The sequence below is a fragment of the Trichocoleus sp. FACHB-46 genome (genome assembly GCF_014695385.1).
Classification (GTDB): Bacteria; Cyanobacteriota; Cyanobacteriia; order FACHB-46; family FACHB-46; genus Trichocoleus.
Genome location: NZ_JACJOD010000021.1, coordinates 1 through 17,128, shown reverse-complemented (window position 1 = coordinate 17,128; position 17,128 = coordinate 1). Strand labels below are relative to the sequence as shown.

Genomic DNA, 17,128 nt, shown 5'->3' with positions numbered 1-17,128 from the left:
CTCCTGGCAAGCAGTGCTTGAGTAACTCACCGTTCTACTCTAATTGCACCACTCTTGAGTAAATTTCTGGCTCAGTATCCCCAAGTCAAGCTAGATCTGCGCTTGAGCGATGGGTTAGCAAACCTGGTTGAAGAAGATCTTGATCTGGTGATTCGCATTGGCAATCTTGAGCGCTCTAGCGATCGCCTGATTCTCCGCAAACTAGCATCTCATACCCGTTTGGTATGCGGAAGTCCAGCTTATTTCGAGCGTTACGGCATTCCAACTCATCCCGATGATTTAATCCACCACAATTGTTTGTGCTTTACCTACGCCACAGGGGACGAAATTTGGCGGTTCAAGCGTTACGAGGAAGTCTGTGACATCAAGGTTAATGGTTCCCTGAATGTGAATAACTCTGAAGTGCTGCGTCAAGTTTGCCTGGATGGTGTGGGTCTAATTTTGATGCCGACCTGGTTAATTAATGAAGATATTCAAGCTGGCAAATTGCAAGCTGTGTTAACCGATTTTCAGTTTCATCCTCAAGCCAATCTTGATACAGACATCTATGCCCTTTACCTGCCCAACCGCCGATATTCGCTTCGAGTTCAGATCTTTATTGATTTTTTGACTCAGCATTTGAGCAATCTGGGCTAGCAAGAAAAGACTGAAGCGATCGCATCGTCATGCTCCTACCGACAATCGCGGTCGAACCAAGCGCTACAACGACTGCTATACTTGGCTTCAACCCATCTACAACATCTCGAGCTAGATCAGGTGATTACCGGTATGCGTAGGGGTGGGATATTGCGATCGCCCTTGTTGTCCTTAAACCCCACATTCTTCTCATTTGCGCGATTCTCTTCCAAGGGCAAGAACAGCGCTGGACGCTAAAGGCACAGGAGCGTTATCACAGGATTTGCGATCGCCCTAAGCAGTGATGATCATTAGTTCTGGTGGTTACTTCAAGGAAAAGATTGCTAAGATGCGATCACTGGATGGTGGATCACAGCACTTTGCTTCTAGCTCTCTGAGATAGTGGAACAAGTAGAACTGCTCGCTGCATCCGTTATCCCAAGCGAAGGGATCAACCCGTTAAAAATGTATGGAAGGATTGGCTAACTCTGTCTGAAAGCTGGGGCTTACTGAAGCTGATCAAATTGCCTGAATTCAGGCAGTACTTTTTTCTCCCCTACCGAGGTAAAGCGGGCAGTTCTGATTCCTTTTCAGCGACACTTATGGAACCTGCTCAATTTCATCAACTTAGAAAAGCACTTGGCACCTTCTACTGGGATAACGGATTTGAAACTTTCTGTCAGGTAACCGGATTTGATCCACAGTTTCAACATGCCCAGGAGAAGTGGCAGCAATTTTCAACTTGTATTCAAGCAATGGGTCAACTGGACGATCGCACCTGGGAGGTGCATAACTTCACTAAAGGTTTTAAGCTATTTGACACTTGAAATTGCCATCATAAAGTTTGCCAAAAGTAATCTAATAACTGCTGAAGAAGTTTATAGGAATAGAACTTAACCGCAAGTTATCTTTTTGCTTACGCTGCCTTAACTATGTAGGGAACATAGCTCAGGTATTCTGTAGACGGTGAATTGATTGCAGTCAAGAACTGAAAAGCTGGCTGTTTCTAAAGAAATCATGGCTAAAGTATTTGATTTATTCTTAGTGGGAGGTCCTGTTATGTGGCCCCTTTTAGGTTTGTCTGTTGCCTCTGTTGCCTGTGCCCTAGAACGAGCTTGGTTTTGGTTCAAACTACTGCGGCAAGAAGATCGCATTGTCCATGATGTTTTAGAAGCTGCTCGCTACGACCTAGAGAAGGCGATGACGATCGCTCACCAAGCTCAAGATCTATCGATTGGTCGCTTCTTACTAGCACCCTTGAAACTAAACCAGCCCACTCCTGAAACATTTCACTTAGCCATGGAAGCGGCTGGAGACAAAGAGTTTGTCAAAATGCGTAAGGGCGACAAACTCCTAGAGACTGTTGTGGGCATAGCACCGCTGCTGGGTCTGTTGGGAACTGTTACAGGATTGATCACAACTTTTGCCAACCTCAACATTGGGACTGGCGGTACCGCAGCAGATACAACAAAAGCCGCTGCGGGGATTGGCGAGGCGTTAATTTCGACAGCAACTGGAATGATTGTGGCGATCATGGCTCTGGCTTGCTTTCGGGTATTTGTGACCTTACAAGCTCAACAGATGGACTATTTCTCAGAAGCAGGCAGTGGGCTAGAGCTGATTTATCGGCAGTTTTGGTATGAACCGCACCAACCTAGCCAAACTTCACCAAAATATGCGATCGCCTCCCGCCCCACCGCTAACGATGCGGTCGTTTCAGTTGAAGGACACTAACTCAGCTAAGTTAAACACCAAGTTAGGCACAGAAAAAGATGCGATTTAAGTCTCGTCAGAACAGAGCTGAGATGCCAGAGTTAAATCTGCTTCCCATGATGGATGTGATCATGACTGTTCTGACATTCTTTATTATTGTCTCCATGACGCTGACCAATCAAAAAACAGTCAATATTACTCTACCCAGTGCTAATACCAGTACAGAACTGCAAAATACTCCTGATCCCCTGGTAGTGGGCTTGAATCGGCAAGGACAAGTCTTACTCGCTGACCAGCCAACCAATGAAGCAGCACTAGCGCAACAGATGCAAGCCTACTTGGTGCAAAATCCTAAGGGAGCAGTGATTCTGAAAGCAGATAGCAAGTTACCCTACGAACAGGTAGTAAAGTTGCTAGCAACCATGCGAGATGTGGGAGGCGATCGCGTTTCCCTAGCTGTGGATGAGAGTTAAGCGATCGCCTGAGAACTTCCCAGAAATCGTTTCAGAAATTGTTTAGGAGCATTGAGCAGAGTCACTCAGAACTTAGTTACATCGGAGAACTAGTCCAAACGGTGACAATAGTTCCAGTGCCATCTTTGGTTGGTACTAGATTCAGGTAGCCCGTGAACTTACCCTTCTGAATTTGATAAAGCAATCCTCCCCCATACTCACCTGAAGAATTGGCTGAAACCGTAAAACCGTTACCTTGGAGAGTAGGCGTTATGGTGCTGACGAGAATTTGCTCAGGCGTTTGCCCTCGGACGACCTTTAGATCGCCGTAGATCTCTGAGTTGGGAGTTGGGGTAATCTCAAAGCCTTCTGCATCAACACCACCTAAACTCTCATAAAACCTTTCAGGCTCTGTGAAATCCTTAGGAGTGGCGTTGATACTGTCAGCAAAGTCCTCACCATTAATGCCTGCCGCTCCAGTTTCGGGAACTAGTTGTGCTAAAACATTGCCCAACTCAACCGGAACTTCTACAGCTTTTTTCAGCTCGTCTAAAGTGCGGGGCGCATCGGCGAGAACATAGACAGTTCCAGTTCCCTCAATCTCAATCAAGCTGAGATACTGGGTCAAACCTGCTCGCGAGAATTGATAAACTTTTCGATCTGTTTCGTCTATTTCTAAGCGCTGCTCATACTGTTTGGCTGGCAGCTCTTTTTCAAAATAAGCCGCTACTTTAGCGAGAGGATTACCTGTCTGAAAGCAAGAAGGAATATCGAGACAGCCAGCCTTAGCGCCTGGAAAGTGTGGAAAATCCTCTAACGGGTTGGTAGCGGTGGGTGCGAGTGCCTCTGTATCTGTGGGTGCGGTTGTCTCCGTAGGTGCAGGCGTAGGGCTAGAAGTAATAGGCGTGGGGTCAGCCACTACCGCTTGAACCCGTTCAAGCGGTAGTGGTTTAGCAATAGCTGGAATGATCGGTTGGGATTGGGCTGTGCGAGCGATCGGTAGACGCACTGCTTTTGGCATAGTTGCCAGAGTTTGCGGTACAGGTTTTTTAGCGGTTGGCTTGATACTCGAAGGTTTCGTTGTAGGGGACAGCTGAGTAATTTTGACAGTTTTTTCAGATTTTGGAGCGGTAGCCTTATGGTTGGCAGCTGTAGGGATTAACAAAAGTAGCCCATGTAGACCAAGAGAGATCAACAACATTGGTCGAACCAAAACTCGCAAAGAATCAGAGAGGTTTTTGTTGGTATAAGCTTGGATCATGGACTTAGGGTAACTACTAATTACTGAAGAGACCAGAGAATTTTTGAGCTAAATAAATTCAAAACTAACTCAAAATTCTATCTTTGGTTAAAGCAAGCTTAGCTAGGAATTAAATTAGGATTTTCTGAAGTGCTTTTAAGAGTTGTGCTTCACTCACTTGATTGTGCAAAGTATGTAGTTATTTGTTCAAAGTCTAAGAAATTAAAGTAACTATTCGGTGCGGTAGCTCCCCTCCTCTGGTGCTTGCAGAAGTTGAGGTTTATTTGATAGCTCAGAAAATCTTATCGAAAAGTATATCAATGAATTTAATTAAGAAGGTTAAGAATTGAGTTGAAAAATAGCCAAAAATCTGAAGATTAAACAGTTTTTCAACCAAATTTAACTTACTCTTATCTATCCATTTACTTAAACTTAACTGGTCAAATTGTACGGTTATCAGTGGTTGACCAAGCACCGATCGCTGCTGATATTTCCTGATTGAGGACAAGGCAAATATGGTTGTTTTTACGACCGCTTTTCGTCGTACAGTTGTTGCCTCAGTTGCAACGGTTTCTCTTACATTTGGCCCGCTTTCGACTGCGATCGCCCAAGCATTAACCTTAAACGGCGCAGGTGCTACTTTTCCCGCCCCGCTTTACGAGCGGTACGCTGCCGAAATCAAAAAGAAGTATCCTGACATGCAAATTAACTACCAAGCCATTGGTAGTGGTGGCGGTGTTCGCCAAGTCATTGCTGGCACGGTTGACTTTGGTGGTAGCGATGCAGCCATGACCGATGCCCAAATGGCAGAGGTAAAAAATGGTGTGCTGTTGGTTCCTACAGCAGGCGGTGCAGTTGCAGTTGTTTATAACCTCCCTGGTGTTAATAACCTGAAGCTTTCTCGTAAGGTTCTACCAGCAATTTTTTCAGGCCAAATTACTCGTTGGAATGACCCTAAAATTGCTGCTGACAACCCCGGTGCCAAGCTACCTGATCAGCCAATTAAAAGTGTTGTGCGGGCAGATGGTAGTGGTACAACTTTTATCTTCACCAATCACTTGAGTGCGATCGATCCTTATTTCAAAGGTCGGGTGGGGGTCGGCACAGCTCCAAAGTGGACCACCAATCCCATCAAAGGTAAGGGCAATCCTGGAGTTGCCGCTCAAGTCGCTCGGACCACTGGTGGCATTGGCTATGTTGAGTACGCTTACGCCAAGCAAAACAAGCTGCAAACGGCCCAAGTGCAGAATAAGCAGGGAGCGTTTGTTTCTCCCTCGTTAGAAACAGCCAACAAAGCGCTAGCGGCAGTTAAGTATCCCGACAACTTCCGCGTCTTTGAAGGAGACCCTGCGGATGGCTATCCGATCGCAGGTCTTACTTGGCTAATGGTGTACAAGCAGTATTCAGATCCTGCTAAAGCTGAGGCCGTCAAAAAGATGGTGGAGTGGGTTCTAACAGAAGGCCAAGATCTCAATGATGATCTAGACTACACCCGAATTCCTAAGTCTGTGGCTGATCGAGCTAGAGCTGTAGTTAAAAGCAATGTGAAGTAGACTGCGCTTCAAGCAATCAAGTTGTCATCAACTACAACTACTGTGAGGGCATCTTCAAGAGAGATGTCCTCTATCTCTTCTATAAACCTCTCTTGGCTTAGCTTGACTCAATCTCTTCATCTATGTCTGACTCAGCTGAATCGGTTGATAAGTTCCTCAAGGCCGCTACGAATCCTTCCTTAGCGCTGCTACTAGATCCAGAAGCTACTGTTCCTGATCTCAAACTTGCTCGGGGACAAAACTTTTGGCTCGACCAAAGCTTCACTTGGTTAGTCAGAGCTTTGGCCCTAGGAACAGTCTCTACTTTACTGTGGATAGGTTGGGTTATCTTTCAGCAAGCACAACCCGCTATACAGCGATTTGGCGTTGGATTTCTGTGGAGTCAAGATTGGGATGTGGGTGAGTTGGTGTTTGGAGCATTGCCCTACATCTATGGCACCCTGGTCAGCTCTGCGATCGCCCTCTTGCTAGCAGTACCGATTGGCGTTGCGGTTGCTCTAGTCACGAGCGAAGATTTTTTGCCTCTTTGGGTGCGATTGCCCTTTGCTTTTATTTTGGAGTTGTTAGCTGCTATTCCCAGCGTCATTGTGGGTTTATGGGGAATCTTTGTATTGATCCCCTTCCTCCAACCTATTCAGCAGTGGCTCTATCAACTATTAAAGTGGCTGCCCTTATTCAGCACAGAACCCTTTGGACCCAGCTTATTGGTGGCAGGGATCATCCTAGCCATCATGATCTTGCCCACGATTGCAGCGATTAGTCGAGAGGCGCTGCTAGCTCTTCCTGATGAGCTTCGCAGTGCTTCAATGGCCTTAGGGGCAACTCGGTGGGAAACGATTGTGGGTGCGCTGCTACCTACAAGTGGGTCTGGAATTTTAGGTGCAGCTACATTGGCTTTGGGACGCGCTTTAGGCGAAACGATGGCAGTGACGATGGTAATTGGTAATTCTCCTCAAATTAGCCTCTCTCTTCTAGATTTGGGTTATACCATTCCAGCGGTTCTAGCCAATGAATTTGCTGAAGCCTTAGATGCACTGCATGTTGGAGCCTTGATGTACTTGGCCTTGATCCTGTTTGTGCTAACGCTGCTCGTCAATGTTGCAGCGGTGCTGATGATTCAAGTAGTCAGTCAGTCTCGTCGATAAATTCTTATGTCAACGGATTCAGTCCCCACTCCTATACCCTCTACAGAAGCCGATTTTGTAGACACACTCAGTTGCCCCCTCTCGCTGCGTCGAGTGTTCTTTAGCTATGGGATGAGTGCGATCGCCTTCAGTTTAGCGGGACTAGCGCTCCTGCCACTACTCGCAATTTTGGGCAAGATCCTGGCCGCAGGAGTCCCTGCATTTAAGTGGGAAATGCTAGTATCGCTGCCCGCTCCTGCTGGAGTTGTAGATGTGCCCAATGGATTTGCCCATGCCATTCTAGGCACCTTGACAATGGTAGGCTTGGCTTCCTTGCTCAGTATCCCAGTTGGCATCTTGACCGCAATCTTTTTAGTAGAGTTTAAGGCGGATGTGGCTTGGGCCAAGATCGTGCGCTTTATGACGATAGTTTTGAGCGGTGTGCCTTCCATTGTCGTGGGCGTGTTTGCGTATGGGGTTATTGTCCTAACCACTCGTAGCTTTTCTGCGATCGCGGGGGCATTTGCGCTAGCTGTGATTATGTTACCCATTGTGGTGCTTACCACGGAAGAGGCTTTGAAGCTGGTGCCTGTGTCTCAGCGTTTAGCTTCTGCTGCTTTGGGAGGTAGCCAACTGCAAACCACCTGGCGCGTTGTTATCACCTCAGCTTTGCCAGGCATTACTACGGGTATTCTGCTTGCGATCGCTCGTGCAGCAGGAGAAACAGCTCCTCTTCTGTTTACAGCCTTGTTCAGCCAAAACTGGCTGGAAGGTTTGACAAGCCCTACCCCCTCCCTATCAGTACTCATTTTCAACTATTACAACGAGCCTTACCCCGAACGGAGCCAATTAGCTTGGACAGCTTCGTTGGTGTTGCTGTTACTTGTGGTAGTTACCAGTCTAATCTCACGTTTTCTCACCCGTAGTCGCCTGAAGCTTGGCTAAATTATGTCGTTTGATCTCCCTGAACCTGCACTAGATGCTAGCACTCACCAAACCCTTCCTACCTCTCAAAATGTTCTACAACCTTTGATTCCTGCTTTTGATGTGGTTGGTCTCACCTTCGCTTACGGCAATCATAAAGTTTTGGAGGATGTGACGATCGCAATTCCTCCAAGACAGGTGACAGCAATCATTGGCCCTTCCGGATGTGGCAAATCAACCTTTATTAAGGCGTTGAATCGCATTGCTGAGTTGGAAGGAAAAGTTCAGGTCAAAGGTCGTGTCGAATTTTTTGGCCAAAACATCTATCATTCTCGTGTCAATTTGAACCAGCTACGACGGCAAATTGGCATGGTCTTTCAAAAACCCAACCCTTTCACCATGAGCATCTGTGAAAATGTAGCTTATGGCGTGAAATTGCTGGGACGACCCTCCAGAGATAAGCTAGATGAAATTGTTGAAGGTGCTTTACGAGGGGCGGCTCTCTGGGATGAGGTCAAAGATAATCTCAACAAATCCGCTTTAGGATTATCTGGTGGTCAGCAACAGCGGCTTTGTATTGCTAGAGCCTTAGCAGTACAGCCAAAAATTTTGCTGATGGATGAACCTTGCTCCGCCCTCGATCCGATCGCCACAATGAAGATCGAGGAATTGATCAGCAGTTTGCGCCAGCACTTAACGATTGTGATTGTCACTCACAATATGCAGCAAGCCTCACGTATTTCCAACTCCACTGCATTCTTTACGACAGATGAAACACGTATCGGTCGTCTAGTAGAGTTTGGTCCTACTGCAAGGATCTTCATGGAGGCCAGCCATCCTAGCACCCGTGACTATATTGAAGGACGATTTGGCTAAACAAGTTGTTAGTATTCTAGACCTGTGGCTCACCATGCTCGAAACTAATCTAGGGTATTGGCTTCTGAAAAGTTACCAACAGATCTAGAACACCACCCAAAATCTAATTAAGCCAAGGTAAAGTTTGAGGTTCTTGCATTCATCCCTTCAATCGCAGTGGAGGCTTCCAGGTCACTGATGCCAGAGATTGCATTGATAGCCTCTTCACCCAAGAGGAGGCTGCCTTGTCCTAAGGAAGTGGCGAGATTAGCAACATTGATGACTTGATCAAGAGTGATCCAATCATCAACAACATTGAGGAGGCGATCGCCATCCAAGTTGAGAATATTTTCTATGGCAGTCGGATCAATCTCTCCTAGGAAATTAAAGGTATCAATAATCTCATCTCTCACGCCTGATAATAGCAGCGGATTATCATCGACGATGCCCAGAACATAATCTTCCAGTCGTTCAAGGGCTGTTTCAAAATCATTCGAGCCTGTTTGTTTAAAGATTGATGTCCCTTCTACCGTCGGCGCTGGTTCTACATCCAGCAAATCAAGAATTGTGGGCGCAATATCAATGCTGCGAACTCTTTCAAGGTCAGAGAGCGCGTTTGCATTAAAATCAGGTCCAATTGCCAGAAAGCTGGCTTGCATCTCTGGAAGATTCGGGTCATACCCATGTGCACCATAAAAGCTGGGTACGGAGAAGATGGGTTGTTGCTCTCCTGGAGGCACCTCATCGCCTTTGCGCTGGACTGATGGCTGAAACCCGTCGAAGTTGTAGCCCAAGCTTAGAAGGGCAAACCCATCGCCCGTGTCTTGGCCGATGAATTGGCTGGTAGCGTTGATAATATCCTGAGCCGTGGGGTTACTAGGGATGGGGCGTTGGTAGATCTTGTCGAACAGAGCAAAGTCTTCCTCTGAGGCATAGATGAAGTTTTCATCCTGCAAGCCTGTCAGCGTGCTTACAACTTGTTGTTGCAGTGCCTGGTATTCGCTGGGTTCAACAGTACCGTTTGGTTCGCGCCCTTTCAGGTTAATGTAAATGTTCACCGCTGGTCCACTGGTCACTGCTCGGACCTGATTCAAGTCAAACCCAGCGTTGGCCAGAATGTTATTCATATGGACGGCAGTATAGAACGGCGCAAATCCGTGGTCAGAAGTGATCACGATGTTGCTGTTTGGCACCCCAGCTTCATCGACTCCCACGGCGTCAATCACACGCTGTACAGCATCACTGGCAACTTGATAAGCATGCAAAACATAGTCTTGGAAGCGATCAACCTGAGCCGGATCTTGCCCCCCACCAATAGAGTTAGGGTTACTGGGGTCTGTGGCTTGGCGGGGGTCCGTCAACAAGAATTGGTGCTGAGCCCCGTCGGGTTGCTCTAGATAGCCCAACACCAAATCGGCATCAGGATTTTGCTGGATGCCTCGCAACAAGACATCTGTCTGGTACTCCACAAAGGTGTCAATTAAAGCTTCATCTGCACCTTCTAATTCGAGATCCGGGAAGGTTTCAAGCCCTGGTGAGATACGCTGAGCAATGCGGAAGTCGGGCTGGGGTCGCCAAAATCCAATTGTGTTATTGATGTCGTTCACATCGGCAATCACTGCTGGATTATCAGCGGGGCGGGGAATGTAATTCGCAGAGGTCCGGATGAGGCGAACTGTAGAGAGATCAGTAGCCAGATTTGTGAGAATAAAGGAGGTACCGACCACGTTATTACTGCCCTCAAAGAAGAATGGGCGAATCGTTTGGTTGTAGGGATTGAGAAAGGCCGATCCGGTTGAGGGGGCGTTAGACATTGGTTCAATACCACGATTGGCATCGAAGACAACTGCTTGGTTGTAATTCACCACTCGGTCGTCTGTGGTATCAATCGCTGCAATTTGCAAGTCATAGGCATTGCTGCTACCTCCAGTAAGGCTTCCTCGTCCCTGAGCAGGAATGTCTTCTAACTCAGCAACTTTGACATCGCTGAATGAGGCCATCCCTAGCCGTGCCAGCTCTTGTGCAGCTGCTTCTGGAGCAACCGTGAAGTCTGCTGCATCCAAGCTAAATCCTTTGGCACCAAGGCCGCCAAAAGCACCAAATGGGACCGTGTAATCCACCGTTCGGATATCGCTGGACTGGATGATAGGGGCAGGATCAACTCCTGGTAAGCGGATAGTGGCTCCATCGGCACCAGGGAATGTCGCTGCAACTACTTTCTTACCCGCTTCTCGTAGCTTTACCCACAAGGGCTCAGCAGTCAAAGTTTCATCCTCGTGTGCTCCATCTGGGTGCAACCCATCATAGCCACCGATAGGAGCACCGAAGCCGCTGATATTGGTGTTGAAGGGGCTTTTAATAAGATGGAAGGAGTTGGCATTAATATCATTTCGAGCAGCACTTGAGCCCGTTGCGATCGCAATATGACTCGGTGCTGTCAAGGAAGGTGTCACGACAGTGCTAGGAACAAATACACCTTCTCTAGCAATCAGACCAAGCCCTGTATTGGGATTGAGTTGTTCTGTCTCCACATAGTTCTTAAGAATGGAGAACGTTGCGCCATCTAGTGAAATGACAATATTTTGAGGAGCCATAGTTATCCTAATTAACGCGGACTGCCTTATCCTGAGGTGTTAGAAACGAAATTAGAGCATTAATTCACCGCTCTCGTCGATTCAAATATTGATGGCTTTTGAGGCTGAGCCAACCGCAATTCACGGTTCAATCACCTCATCAGCATTACTGATGAGGTGATTGAACTCATTCATCTTCGCAATGGCGAACTAGGCAAAGACAAAACTCTCACTTGCCAGAGTATTAGCTTGAACTCCTGTGAGAACTGCAACAGCCAAGGGGAAATCGCTGACCACAATCCGGGTATCAGCACCAGTTTGGATGAGAGATAAGTCTTCAAACTCAGACACGCCAGATAGACCAGAGATGCCAATGACATCGGTTCCTGCTCTAAAGTCGCGAATCAGATTGCCAGAATTAGGTAGGCTACCAAAAGCGATCCAGAACTGATCTCTACCCTCACCGCCAATCAAGGTATTGCCGCCTGTTCCAGCAAACAAAATATCGTCTCCGTTGTCTCCAGCGAGGCGATCGTTAAAGCCGCCAATCAGGATGTCATTACCATTGCGGCCATAAACTCGATTGCTTCCTTGTCCTGCGGACGCATCGAGCAAGTCAGCGCCATTGCCACCAAACACAATTTCATCAGTGGCAATATCGAGGACATCCCCACCCGCTCTGGCAAATCGGGGGGTACGCGCTGGCAGAGCTTCGGCTTGCTCTTGGGGAATGGGAGGGGCAGGAAGTGGGGCCGCTCCTTCAGTAATCGCCGCATACATGGTTTGATAGATGTGAACTTGATCAACAAGCCCTTCAATTCCTGGAACCTGTTCTCCATAAGCTTGATAACCCTGCCTCACTAGACTATCAAGGACTTCAGAGCCATCACCTTGGTAGTAGACCGGGACGGGACGGTTCGTGTGGGATCCCCAACCATATTTAATGTTAGGGTCAGAGCCGAAATAATGCCCGGCTGATTCAGGCGTATGCTCCTCATACGTTAAGGCTTCTGCACCCTTTGCTTGCAAGAGTTCAGGAAAGTTTTCATTCAGGGTCAGGTAATGGTCGTGGTCAGCGGTGACAATCAAAAGGTTTTCTTCGAAGCCGCCGTTGTCTCCGATCCAGTCAACTACATTACTAACAGCTCGGTCAAACTCCAGGGTTGTGCCAATGAGATTGTCCAAGTTGTCATCGTGTAAGCTCCAGTCGATGTCGCCTCCTTCGACCATCAACCAGAACCCATCTTGATCCTCTTCTAAAACTTCCAGAGCCGCAGTGCTGAGATCGCTCAGCGTTGGGTTCTCATTGCGCTCAGTTGCAATGAATTGTTCCTCTGTTTCACCGGGCGCAAGCGGACGCTCAATATCGGGTTCTGGAATTTGATCCTTCTCATCTCCAGAGGTCGAAGCAAACAGCGAGAATTGGTCTAAACCTGTGAAACCATAATCCCCATTGGCACTGGGAACAGGTAAGTTCCCATTTTGTCCTCGGGCTCCATATAAACCCAAAAGCCGCTCTCCAGCGTCGGGATCAATTTCTGCGGCAGTTTCTAGCAACGTTTGGGCAGCATTCGTTCCTCGTTCTAAGAAGTTATAGCCATAAAGGTTGCTGTTAGGATTGTTGCTCAGCTCTTGATAAGTTGACTCAGTAATGAACGTAAAATCAGGCTCAACCCCCTCCGGCAGAGCAGCTTTGTCTACGCTAGATAGGGGATGTCCTCCTCCGAGCAGAACGGTGGGTTGGTACACCCGCAGTTCTTGCTGCAAGATGTTATCTAGCCCTGGGAACTCATCGTCGTACTTACTACGACGGTTGACATTAGCAGCAGCAGCCCCAGGCGTAGCATGATCAATGGGTACAGAAGAGACGAGACCGGTAGACTTACCGAGTGTGTTGGCCGTTGCCAGAATTGTTTCTAGAGGTTGTTCGAAAATATCAACGCCCACCGCGTTGTTGTAGCTCTTAACCCCCGTGTAAAGAGTTGTAGCTGTATTAGCAGAATCGGGATAGCTGTACTTGATGTACTCTGGATCGCTCCCTGGCGTCCAGGGAAGCTCACCACCCCGTTCTGGGTCATAGCCCACTAAGTTACCCACGACTCCTGCCTCTACTGTTGCCCCACCCGAAGAGCGAGTGCCTGGATTGAAGGCTGGCTTGAATTCGAATCCAGGGCGAATCGGGGTAGAACCGGTTAGTGGACTGTCAGAAGCTGGTGGAATCGGATCTCTTAAAAGCTCTTCACTGTTCAGCCGGGCAGAATTTCCGGTACTGTAAACGCCTTCCTGGTTGGAAATAGTCGTGCCGTAAGTTGTCGCAATGGCATAATTCTTCAGCCCTTGAAAGCTGAGCCCCTCACCCTTACCTTCTGTATAAAAATCACTTAGCTTAGTGCCAATTTGTCCTTGTTGAATTTGCTTCGCGATCGCCGCAGCGCGAGCAGGTTCCCAACCCATCCCATCACCAATCATGATAATGACGTTCTTAGCCATACAAATTTCCGTGATCCGTGATTAGAGTAAAAAACGAGAGTGCCTCTAAAAAATAAAAATGATTTTTTACTTAGAGTTAGAGGAATTCCAATCGCAACTTTGATTTGATAGGTGCCTACCCTGAGAAATAAGCCCCATGCAAAAATTGACACTCAGAAATTAAGAAGCTTTTAAGCGCGATTTAAGTAGTGATGAATTAAGGCTAGGACTAGCGCAATGTTTCTAAATCTATATCAATGGAGGAACAATCAGTTCGAATCTGCAATGACGAGCTGAAATCCATCAAAATGTAGACGTATTGATTTTTATACAAATATCTTCAAGACTATTTCTTAGCTAGAAATAAGTAATGCACTGAGCCTTTCAAATACGTTAAAAGATTTGTCATTATTATTCTATAAAAACATATGATTTGAGCAGATAAATACTAAGTGTATTGCTCAAAAATAAGTAAATTTATATACCCAGAAATAGATCAATATGCTATTGTTTTACTAAAAAATTTTCTTATAATTAACAAAAATTAGAAGCCCCTTAAAAAGGGATGAAGGTCAGCTTTAATGCTGTGCCTCCCTCAAAACGAGCGCTTAGACTTACGATGGTAGAGCAGGCTCAACTTACTTACGTTAGGTCACGATATGTCAGCTCAAGGACCCACAAGCGGCAAAGCAAAAGAAGCTTATAAACTAGCTTTGTTTCAGGCCGCCGAAAAAGCAGCCAGGATAGTTGAAGAATCTTTGTCTTCTAGCGAGACTGACACTTCTGAGAAATCCAAGAAAGCTGAGGTTAAGAGGGCACTGGAGTTACTGGCCATTGTAGAAGGAGGGGAGTCAGTTCAGAGCGGCGATTCTCTTTCAAGCACAACTCTGTCACTCTAAACAACGCAATTCTTGAAATCGCTTTAGATTAGCTGCGTTTGTAATTCTGCATCAAACTTGTAGTGCATCCCGTTTCTCGGTTAGCGCGATCGCTCTTAGATCACTGTTTACGCGATTGATGATGTCAGTTTATTGTCATTCGCTGCTACTAGGCTTGCTTCCACGGAGCGTGGTTTTCACCTTCTGTGACGCTGAGTTAAACAGCTGTTGCCTTCCAGGTAAACCATTGCTTGCGGATTTGGGAAGATACTGGAACAGCTCTTTAACTCAAAGGAAGTAAAACTACTAGTAGGGCGATCGCTTACCTTCCAGAACTTGGTTGTCACACGACACCTAACAGCTTCCCAGCTTGCAGAACCAACCACCAATAGATGGTTGCACGATGAAAAAACAAACGATTTAACTGACTCTGCCCTCCTAGTTACTGCTCATTGCCACTATTGTATGGTTAGCCCTCTGGCTCCAAAAGCAACTGAAGAAGGATTTCACTCTTTCACTCACTTAGCTAGGCTGACGACTCATCCTAGGTTTCTGCTCTCTCACTACCTGGCTTGAGCCAACGACTTCATTTCAACTCCACCGCTTTTATGCATTCACCCGAAGCTCTTGTCCTTTCACAGCTCCCTCAGCACTCTAGGATTCTGTTGGTTGAAGATGAAGGAGCCATTCGGGACACAGTCGCTCTGGCCTTGGAAGCAGAAGGATTTCAAGTCGTAGCAGTAGAAGATGGTCGGGAAGCTCTCGAATAGCTTCAGTACGCTACACCTAAACGACGGGAAGGAGACGAACCATTCGATCTTATTATTCTGGACCTCATGCTACCGTTCATTAGTGGATTGGATGTGTGTCGTTTCATTCGCCAGCAGAGCCATTCGACGCCAATTCTCATCCTCAGTGCGAGAACGGCAGAAGCTGATATTGTCGTGGGATTAGAAGTGGGGGCTGACGATTATTTGACCAAGCCCTTTAGTCTCAGGGAACTCATTGCCCGGTGTCGAGTTTTGCTGCGTAATTATCAGGATTTTGTCGTTAAACCCAAAGAACAAGTCCTAAGATTTCAAGACCTAGCTCTAGACCGTCAGCAGTGTCGGGTCACGCTACGAGGGAAAGAAGTCCCACTCTCCCCGAAAGAGTTTGGGCTTTTGGAGATATTCATGAAGCATCCAGGTCGAGTCCGATCGCGCGAGGATTTACTGGAGCAGGTTTGGGGGTTGGACTTCATGGGAGATTCCAAAACCGTGGATGTCCATATTCGTTGGTTGAGAGAAAAAATAGAGGCTGACCCTAGCAGCCCTCAATACATCCTCACAGTCCGAGGGTTTGGCTATCGACTTGGTTAATTGTTGAAGTCGCGATGTCAGCCCCAACACCGAACAGGCATCGAAAACGAATAAACTTACCATATTCTCTTTATTTAGACAGAGAATAGACCAACCGAACATCTTTAAGCTTGCTAACAACTAAACTCGTTGGACGGTAAAAGTGGAAGATGAAATAGAGAAGCTATTAGCGCAACAAGCTGAAACAATCGCAAGACTCAAGGACTTGCTAGGTCAAATTCGCGGTCTTGTGAGCCGATTTCAAGCCCTTAAGCAAGAAAATGAGTTACATCACCCCTTTTGTGGTTGTTGCAACGAGCAACAAGGCAAGTAGCGGTCAGCGAGTCAGAACTGAGCCACTAGCGATCGCCCCCTCGAATTGCAGCTCTGACACCTCTAGATAACGTTGAACTGCCTGCAAGCTTCGATGCCGGGATATCTCTTAATCACCCGCAGCGGGATACCGCGTTACTCATCTGAGTTAAAGCCGTGCGTCTGAAACTGTGAGCGCTAACTCTCAACAGTCCCAAGCGATTGCAGTATTTTGATCAGGCTTTTCACTTAATGAGACCAGATGATATCCGGCGTCGCTTGGGGACACAACTGAAATAAAAACTAATGGCTCCTCACCATTATTAATGACTCCATGCAAACACCCCATAAAAGCAACGACTATATCCCCTGCAATGATGGGTTGTGTTGTGCCTACTTGATCTAGATAATATTCTCCCTTCCCAGATAAAATTGTCCAGGTATCTTGGCCATAGGAATGGACGTGAGGGAGAATCGTTTGTCCTGGCTTGACGTACCAGGCAACGACGACAGCATCTTTAGATTCCGTAACAACCGAGCGAATAGGCTCCCCTTCGGTTGGCTGAAGAAATTGAGAACTGTCGAATATCCTAGGGCGTGTTTTAAAACCCTTTGGCAGAATAGAAATAGTGCAGGAATACTGATTAGCCTCCATGATTCTTCCACCACAAAAGAAGAACCGACGGGGTGAATTAAACGATCGGCAGTGGAAGCGCATTTGGCCCCTGCTTCCACCACAAAAGCCTCATACAGGTTGCCCCGCTAAAGACCATCGAACCGTCATCAACGGCATCTTGTGGATTCTCAGAACTGGTGCTCCTTGGTGAGACTTACCCAGTCGCTATGGCCACTGGTCAACAGTTTCAGGTCGATTCTACCACTGGCGTCACATCGGCTTGTGGCAGCAACTGCTCGAAGCCCTGCAGATCGAGGCCGATGCCGAGGGCAAAATTAACTGGGACATCCACTTTGTCGATGGGAGTGTTGTCCGTGCGCATCAACATGCAGCAGGAGCAAAAAGGGGGAACTAGCCCCAAGCAGCCTCTTATCCACCACTGAGCAAAGCCAACAGCAAGAAGC

At 47.2% G+C, this 17,128-nt stretch carries 14 protein-coding genes and 2 pseudogenes; 12 read left to right on the top strand and 4 right to left on the bottom strand.

The annotated features are described in order from the left end of the window. Positions 1–42 precede the first annotated feature (42 nt). From H6F72_RS12030 to H6F72_RS12015, 4 genes are all read left to right on the top strand, one after another. Positions 43–636: a LysR substrate-binding domain-containing protein gene (locus tag H6F72_RS12030; RefSeq protein ID WP_190435414.1), complete on the top strand. Its 594-nt coding sequence runs from the start codon at positions 43–45 to the stop codon at positions 634–636. A 581-nt stretch (positions 637–1,217) separates the two neighbouring features. Continuing rightward, a complete protein-coding gene (locus H6F72_RS12025) occupies positions 1,218–1,442 on the top strand; it encodes a hypothetical protein (protein ID WP_190435348.1) in 225 nt (74 codons plus the stop codon). Positions 1,443–1,674: 232 nt separating this feature from the next. Next, complete coding sequence (locus H6F72_RS12020) at positions 1,675–2,349, top strand: MotA/TolQ/ExbB proton channel family protein (protein ID WP_242016903.1); 675 nt, start codon at positions 1,675–1,677, stop codon at positions 2,347–2,349. A gap of 38 nt (positions 2,350–2,387) precedes the next feature. Then, positions 2,388–2,801, top strand: a complete 414-nt coding sequence (locus H6F72_RS12015) for a biopolymer transporter ExbD (RefSeq protein WP_190435342.1) — start codon at positions 2,388–2,390, stop codon at positions 2,799–2,801. 76 nt (positions 2,802–2,877) lie between these two features. Here the strand turns inward: H6F72_RS12015 and H6F72_RS12010 are convergent, their stop codons facing one another. After that, positions 2,878–3,801 (bottom strand): hypothetical protein, encoded by a 924-nt coding sequence (locus H6F72_RS12010; RefSeq protein WP_190435340.1) that lies wholly within the window; start codon positions 3,799–3,801, stop codon positions 2,878–2,880. A 734-nt stretch (positions 3,802–4,535) separates the two neighbouring features. Here H6F72_RS12010 and pstS point away from each other — a divergent pair. The 4 genes from pstS to pstB all read left to right on the top strand — a co-directional run bounded on the left by pstS (position 4,536) and on the right by pstB (position 8,497). Beyond that, entirely contained in the window at positions 4,536–5,573 is a 1,038-nt protein-coding gene (gene pstS, locus H6F72_RS12005) for a phosphate ABC transporter substrate-binding protein PstS (RefSeq protein ID WP_190435336.1), read from the top strand. A gap of 122 nt (positions 5,574–5,695) precedes the next feature. After that, entirely contained in the window at positions 5,696–6,718 is a 1,023-nt protein-coding gene (gene pstC / locus H6F72_RS12000) for a phosphate ABC transporter permease subunit PstC (RefSeq protein ID WP_190435333.1), read from the top strand. A 6-nt stretch (positions 6,719–6,724) separates the two neighbouring features. Next, the gene (gene pstA / locus H6F72_RS11995; RefSeq protein ID WP_190435330.1) at positions 6,725–7,642 is read left to right on the top strand and encodes a phosphate ABC transporter permease PstA; all 918 of its coding nucleotides are present in this window, start codon (positions 6,725–6,727) and stop codon (positions 7,640–7,642) included. An 84-nt stretch (positions 7,643–7,726) separates the two neighbouring features. Continuing rightward, entirely contained in the window at positions 7,727–8,497 is a 771-nt protein-coding gene (gene pstB / locus H6F72_RS11990) for a phosphate ABC transporter ATP-binding protein PstB (protein WP_370527491.1), read from the top strand. A gap of 107 nt (positions 8,498–8,604) precedes the next feature. On the opposite strand, the gene H6F72_RS11985 is transcribed toward pstB, so the two are convergent. Further along, positions 8,605–11,070, bottom strand: coding sequence for an alkaline phosphatase family protein (locus tag H6F72_RS11985; RefSeq protein ID WP_190435320.1), 2,466 nt, complete (start codon positions 11,068–11,070; stop codon positions 8,605–8,607). Positions 11,071–11,259: 189 nt separating this feature from the next. Further along, positions 11,260–13,539, bottom strand: coding sequence for an alkaline phosphatase (locus H6F72_RS11980; RefSeq protein WP_190435316.1), 2,280 nt, complete (start codon positions 13,537–13,539; stop codon positions 11,260–11,262). A gap of 1,465 nt (positions 13,540–15,004) precedes the next feature. On the opposite strand from H6F72_RS11980, the gene H6F72_RS31105 reads away from it, so the two are divergent. The 3 genes and pseudogenes from H6F72_RS31105 (at position 15,005) to H6F72_RS31095 (ending at position 15,757) form a co-directional block, all read left to right on the top strand. Beyond that, positions 15,005–15,166, top strand: a complete 162-nt coding sequence (locus H6F72_RS31105; RefSeq protein ID WP_370527489.1) for a hypothetical protein — start codon at positions 15,005–15,007, stop codon at positions 15,164–15,166. A 48-nt stretch (positions 15,167–15,214) separates the two neighbouring features. After that, a pseudogene (locus H6F72_RS31100) lies at positions 15,215–15,397 on the top strand (response regulator); the annotation flags it as partial. Further along, the gene (locus tag H6F72_RS31095) at positions 15,371–15,757 is read left to right on the top strand and encodes a DNA-binding response regulator (protein ID WP_370527490.1); all 387 of its coding nucleotides are present in this window, start codon (positions 15,371–15,373) and stop codon (positions 15,755–15,757) included. The pseudogene H6F72_RS31100 and the gene H6F72_RS31095, both read left to right, overlap by 27 nt. A 496-nt stretch (positions 15,758–16,253) precedes the next feature. Here H6F72_RS31095 and H6F72_RS11970 read toward each other — a convergent pair whose 3' ends face one another. Next, positions 16,254–16,703, bottom strand: coding sequence for a cupin domain-containing protein (locus tag H6F72_RS11970; protein WP_190435313.1), 450 nt, complete (start codon positions 16,701–16,703; stop codon positions 16,254–16,256). Between H6F72_RS11970 and H6F72_RS30215 the strand changes: the two are divergent. Continuing rightward, positions 16,702–17,070: pseudogene (locus H6F72_RS30215) on the top strand (IS5 family transposase); the annotation flags it as partial. The gene H6F72_RS11970 and the pseudogene H6F72_RS30215 sit on opposite strands and share 2 nt — an antisense overlap. Positions 17,071–17,128 lie beyond the last annotated feature (58 nt).

Excerpts from the sequence above, each read along its gene's own strand:
- pstA (WP_190435330.1), top strand. The coding sequence starts at position 6,725 with ATGTCAACGGATTCAGTCCCCACTCCTATACCCTCTACAGAAGCCGAT.
- H6F72_RS12025 (WP_190435348.1), top strand. The coding sequence starts at position 1,218 with ATGGAACCTGCTCAATTTCATCAACTTAGAAAAGCACTTGGCACCTTC.
- H6F72_RS31105 (WP_370527489.1), top strand. The coding sequence starts at position 15,005 with ATGCATTCACCCGAAGCTCTTGTCCTTTCACAGCTCCCTCAGCACTCT.
- H6F72_RS12010 (WP_190435340.1), bottom strand. The coding sequence starts at position 3,801 with ATGCCAAAAGCAGTGCGTCTACCGATCGCTCGCACAGCCCAATCCCAA.
- pstS (WP_190435336.1), top strand. The coding sequence starts at position 4,536 with ATGGTTGTTTTTACGACCGCTTTTCGTCGTACAGTTGTTGCCTCAGTT.
- H6F72_RS11985 (WP_190435320.1), bottom strand. The coding sequence starts at position 11,070 with ATGGCTCCTCAAAATATTGTCATTTCACTAGATGGCGCAACGTTCTCC.
- H6F72_RS11970 (WP_190435313.1), bottom strand. The coding sequence starts at position 16,703 with ATGGAGGCTAATCAGTATTCCTGCACTATTTCTATTCTGCCAAAGGGT.
- H6F72_RS12020 (WP_242016903.1), top strand. The coding sequence starts at position 1,675 with ATGTGGCCCCTTTTAGGTTTGTCTGTTGCCTCTGTTGCCTGTGCCCTA.
- pstC (WP_190435333.1), top strand. The coding sequence starts at position 5,696 with ATGTCTGACTCAGCTGAATCGGTTGATAAGTTCCTCAAGGCCGCTACG.
- H6F72_RS11980 (WP_190435316.1), bottom strand. The coding sequence starts at position 13,539 with ATGGCTAAGAACGTCATTATCATGATTGGTGATGGGATGGGTTGGGAA.
- H6F72_RS12015 (WP_190435342.1), top strand. The coding sequence starts at position 2,388 with ATGCGATTTAAGTCTCGTCAGAACAGAGCTGAGATGCCAGAGTTAAAT.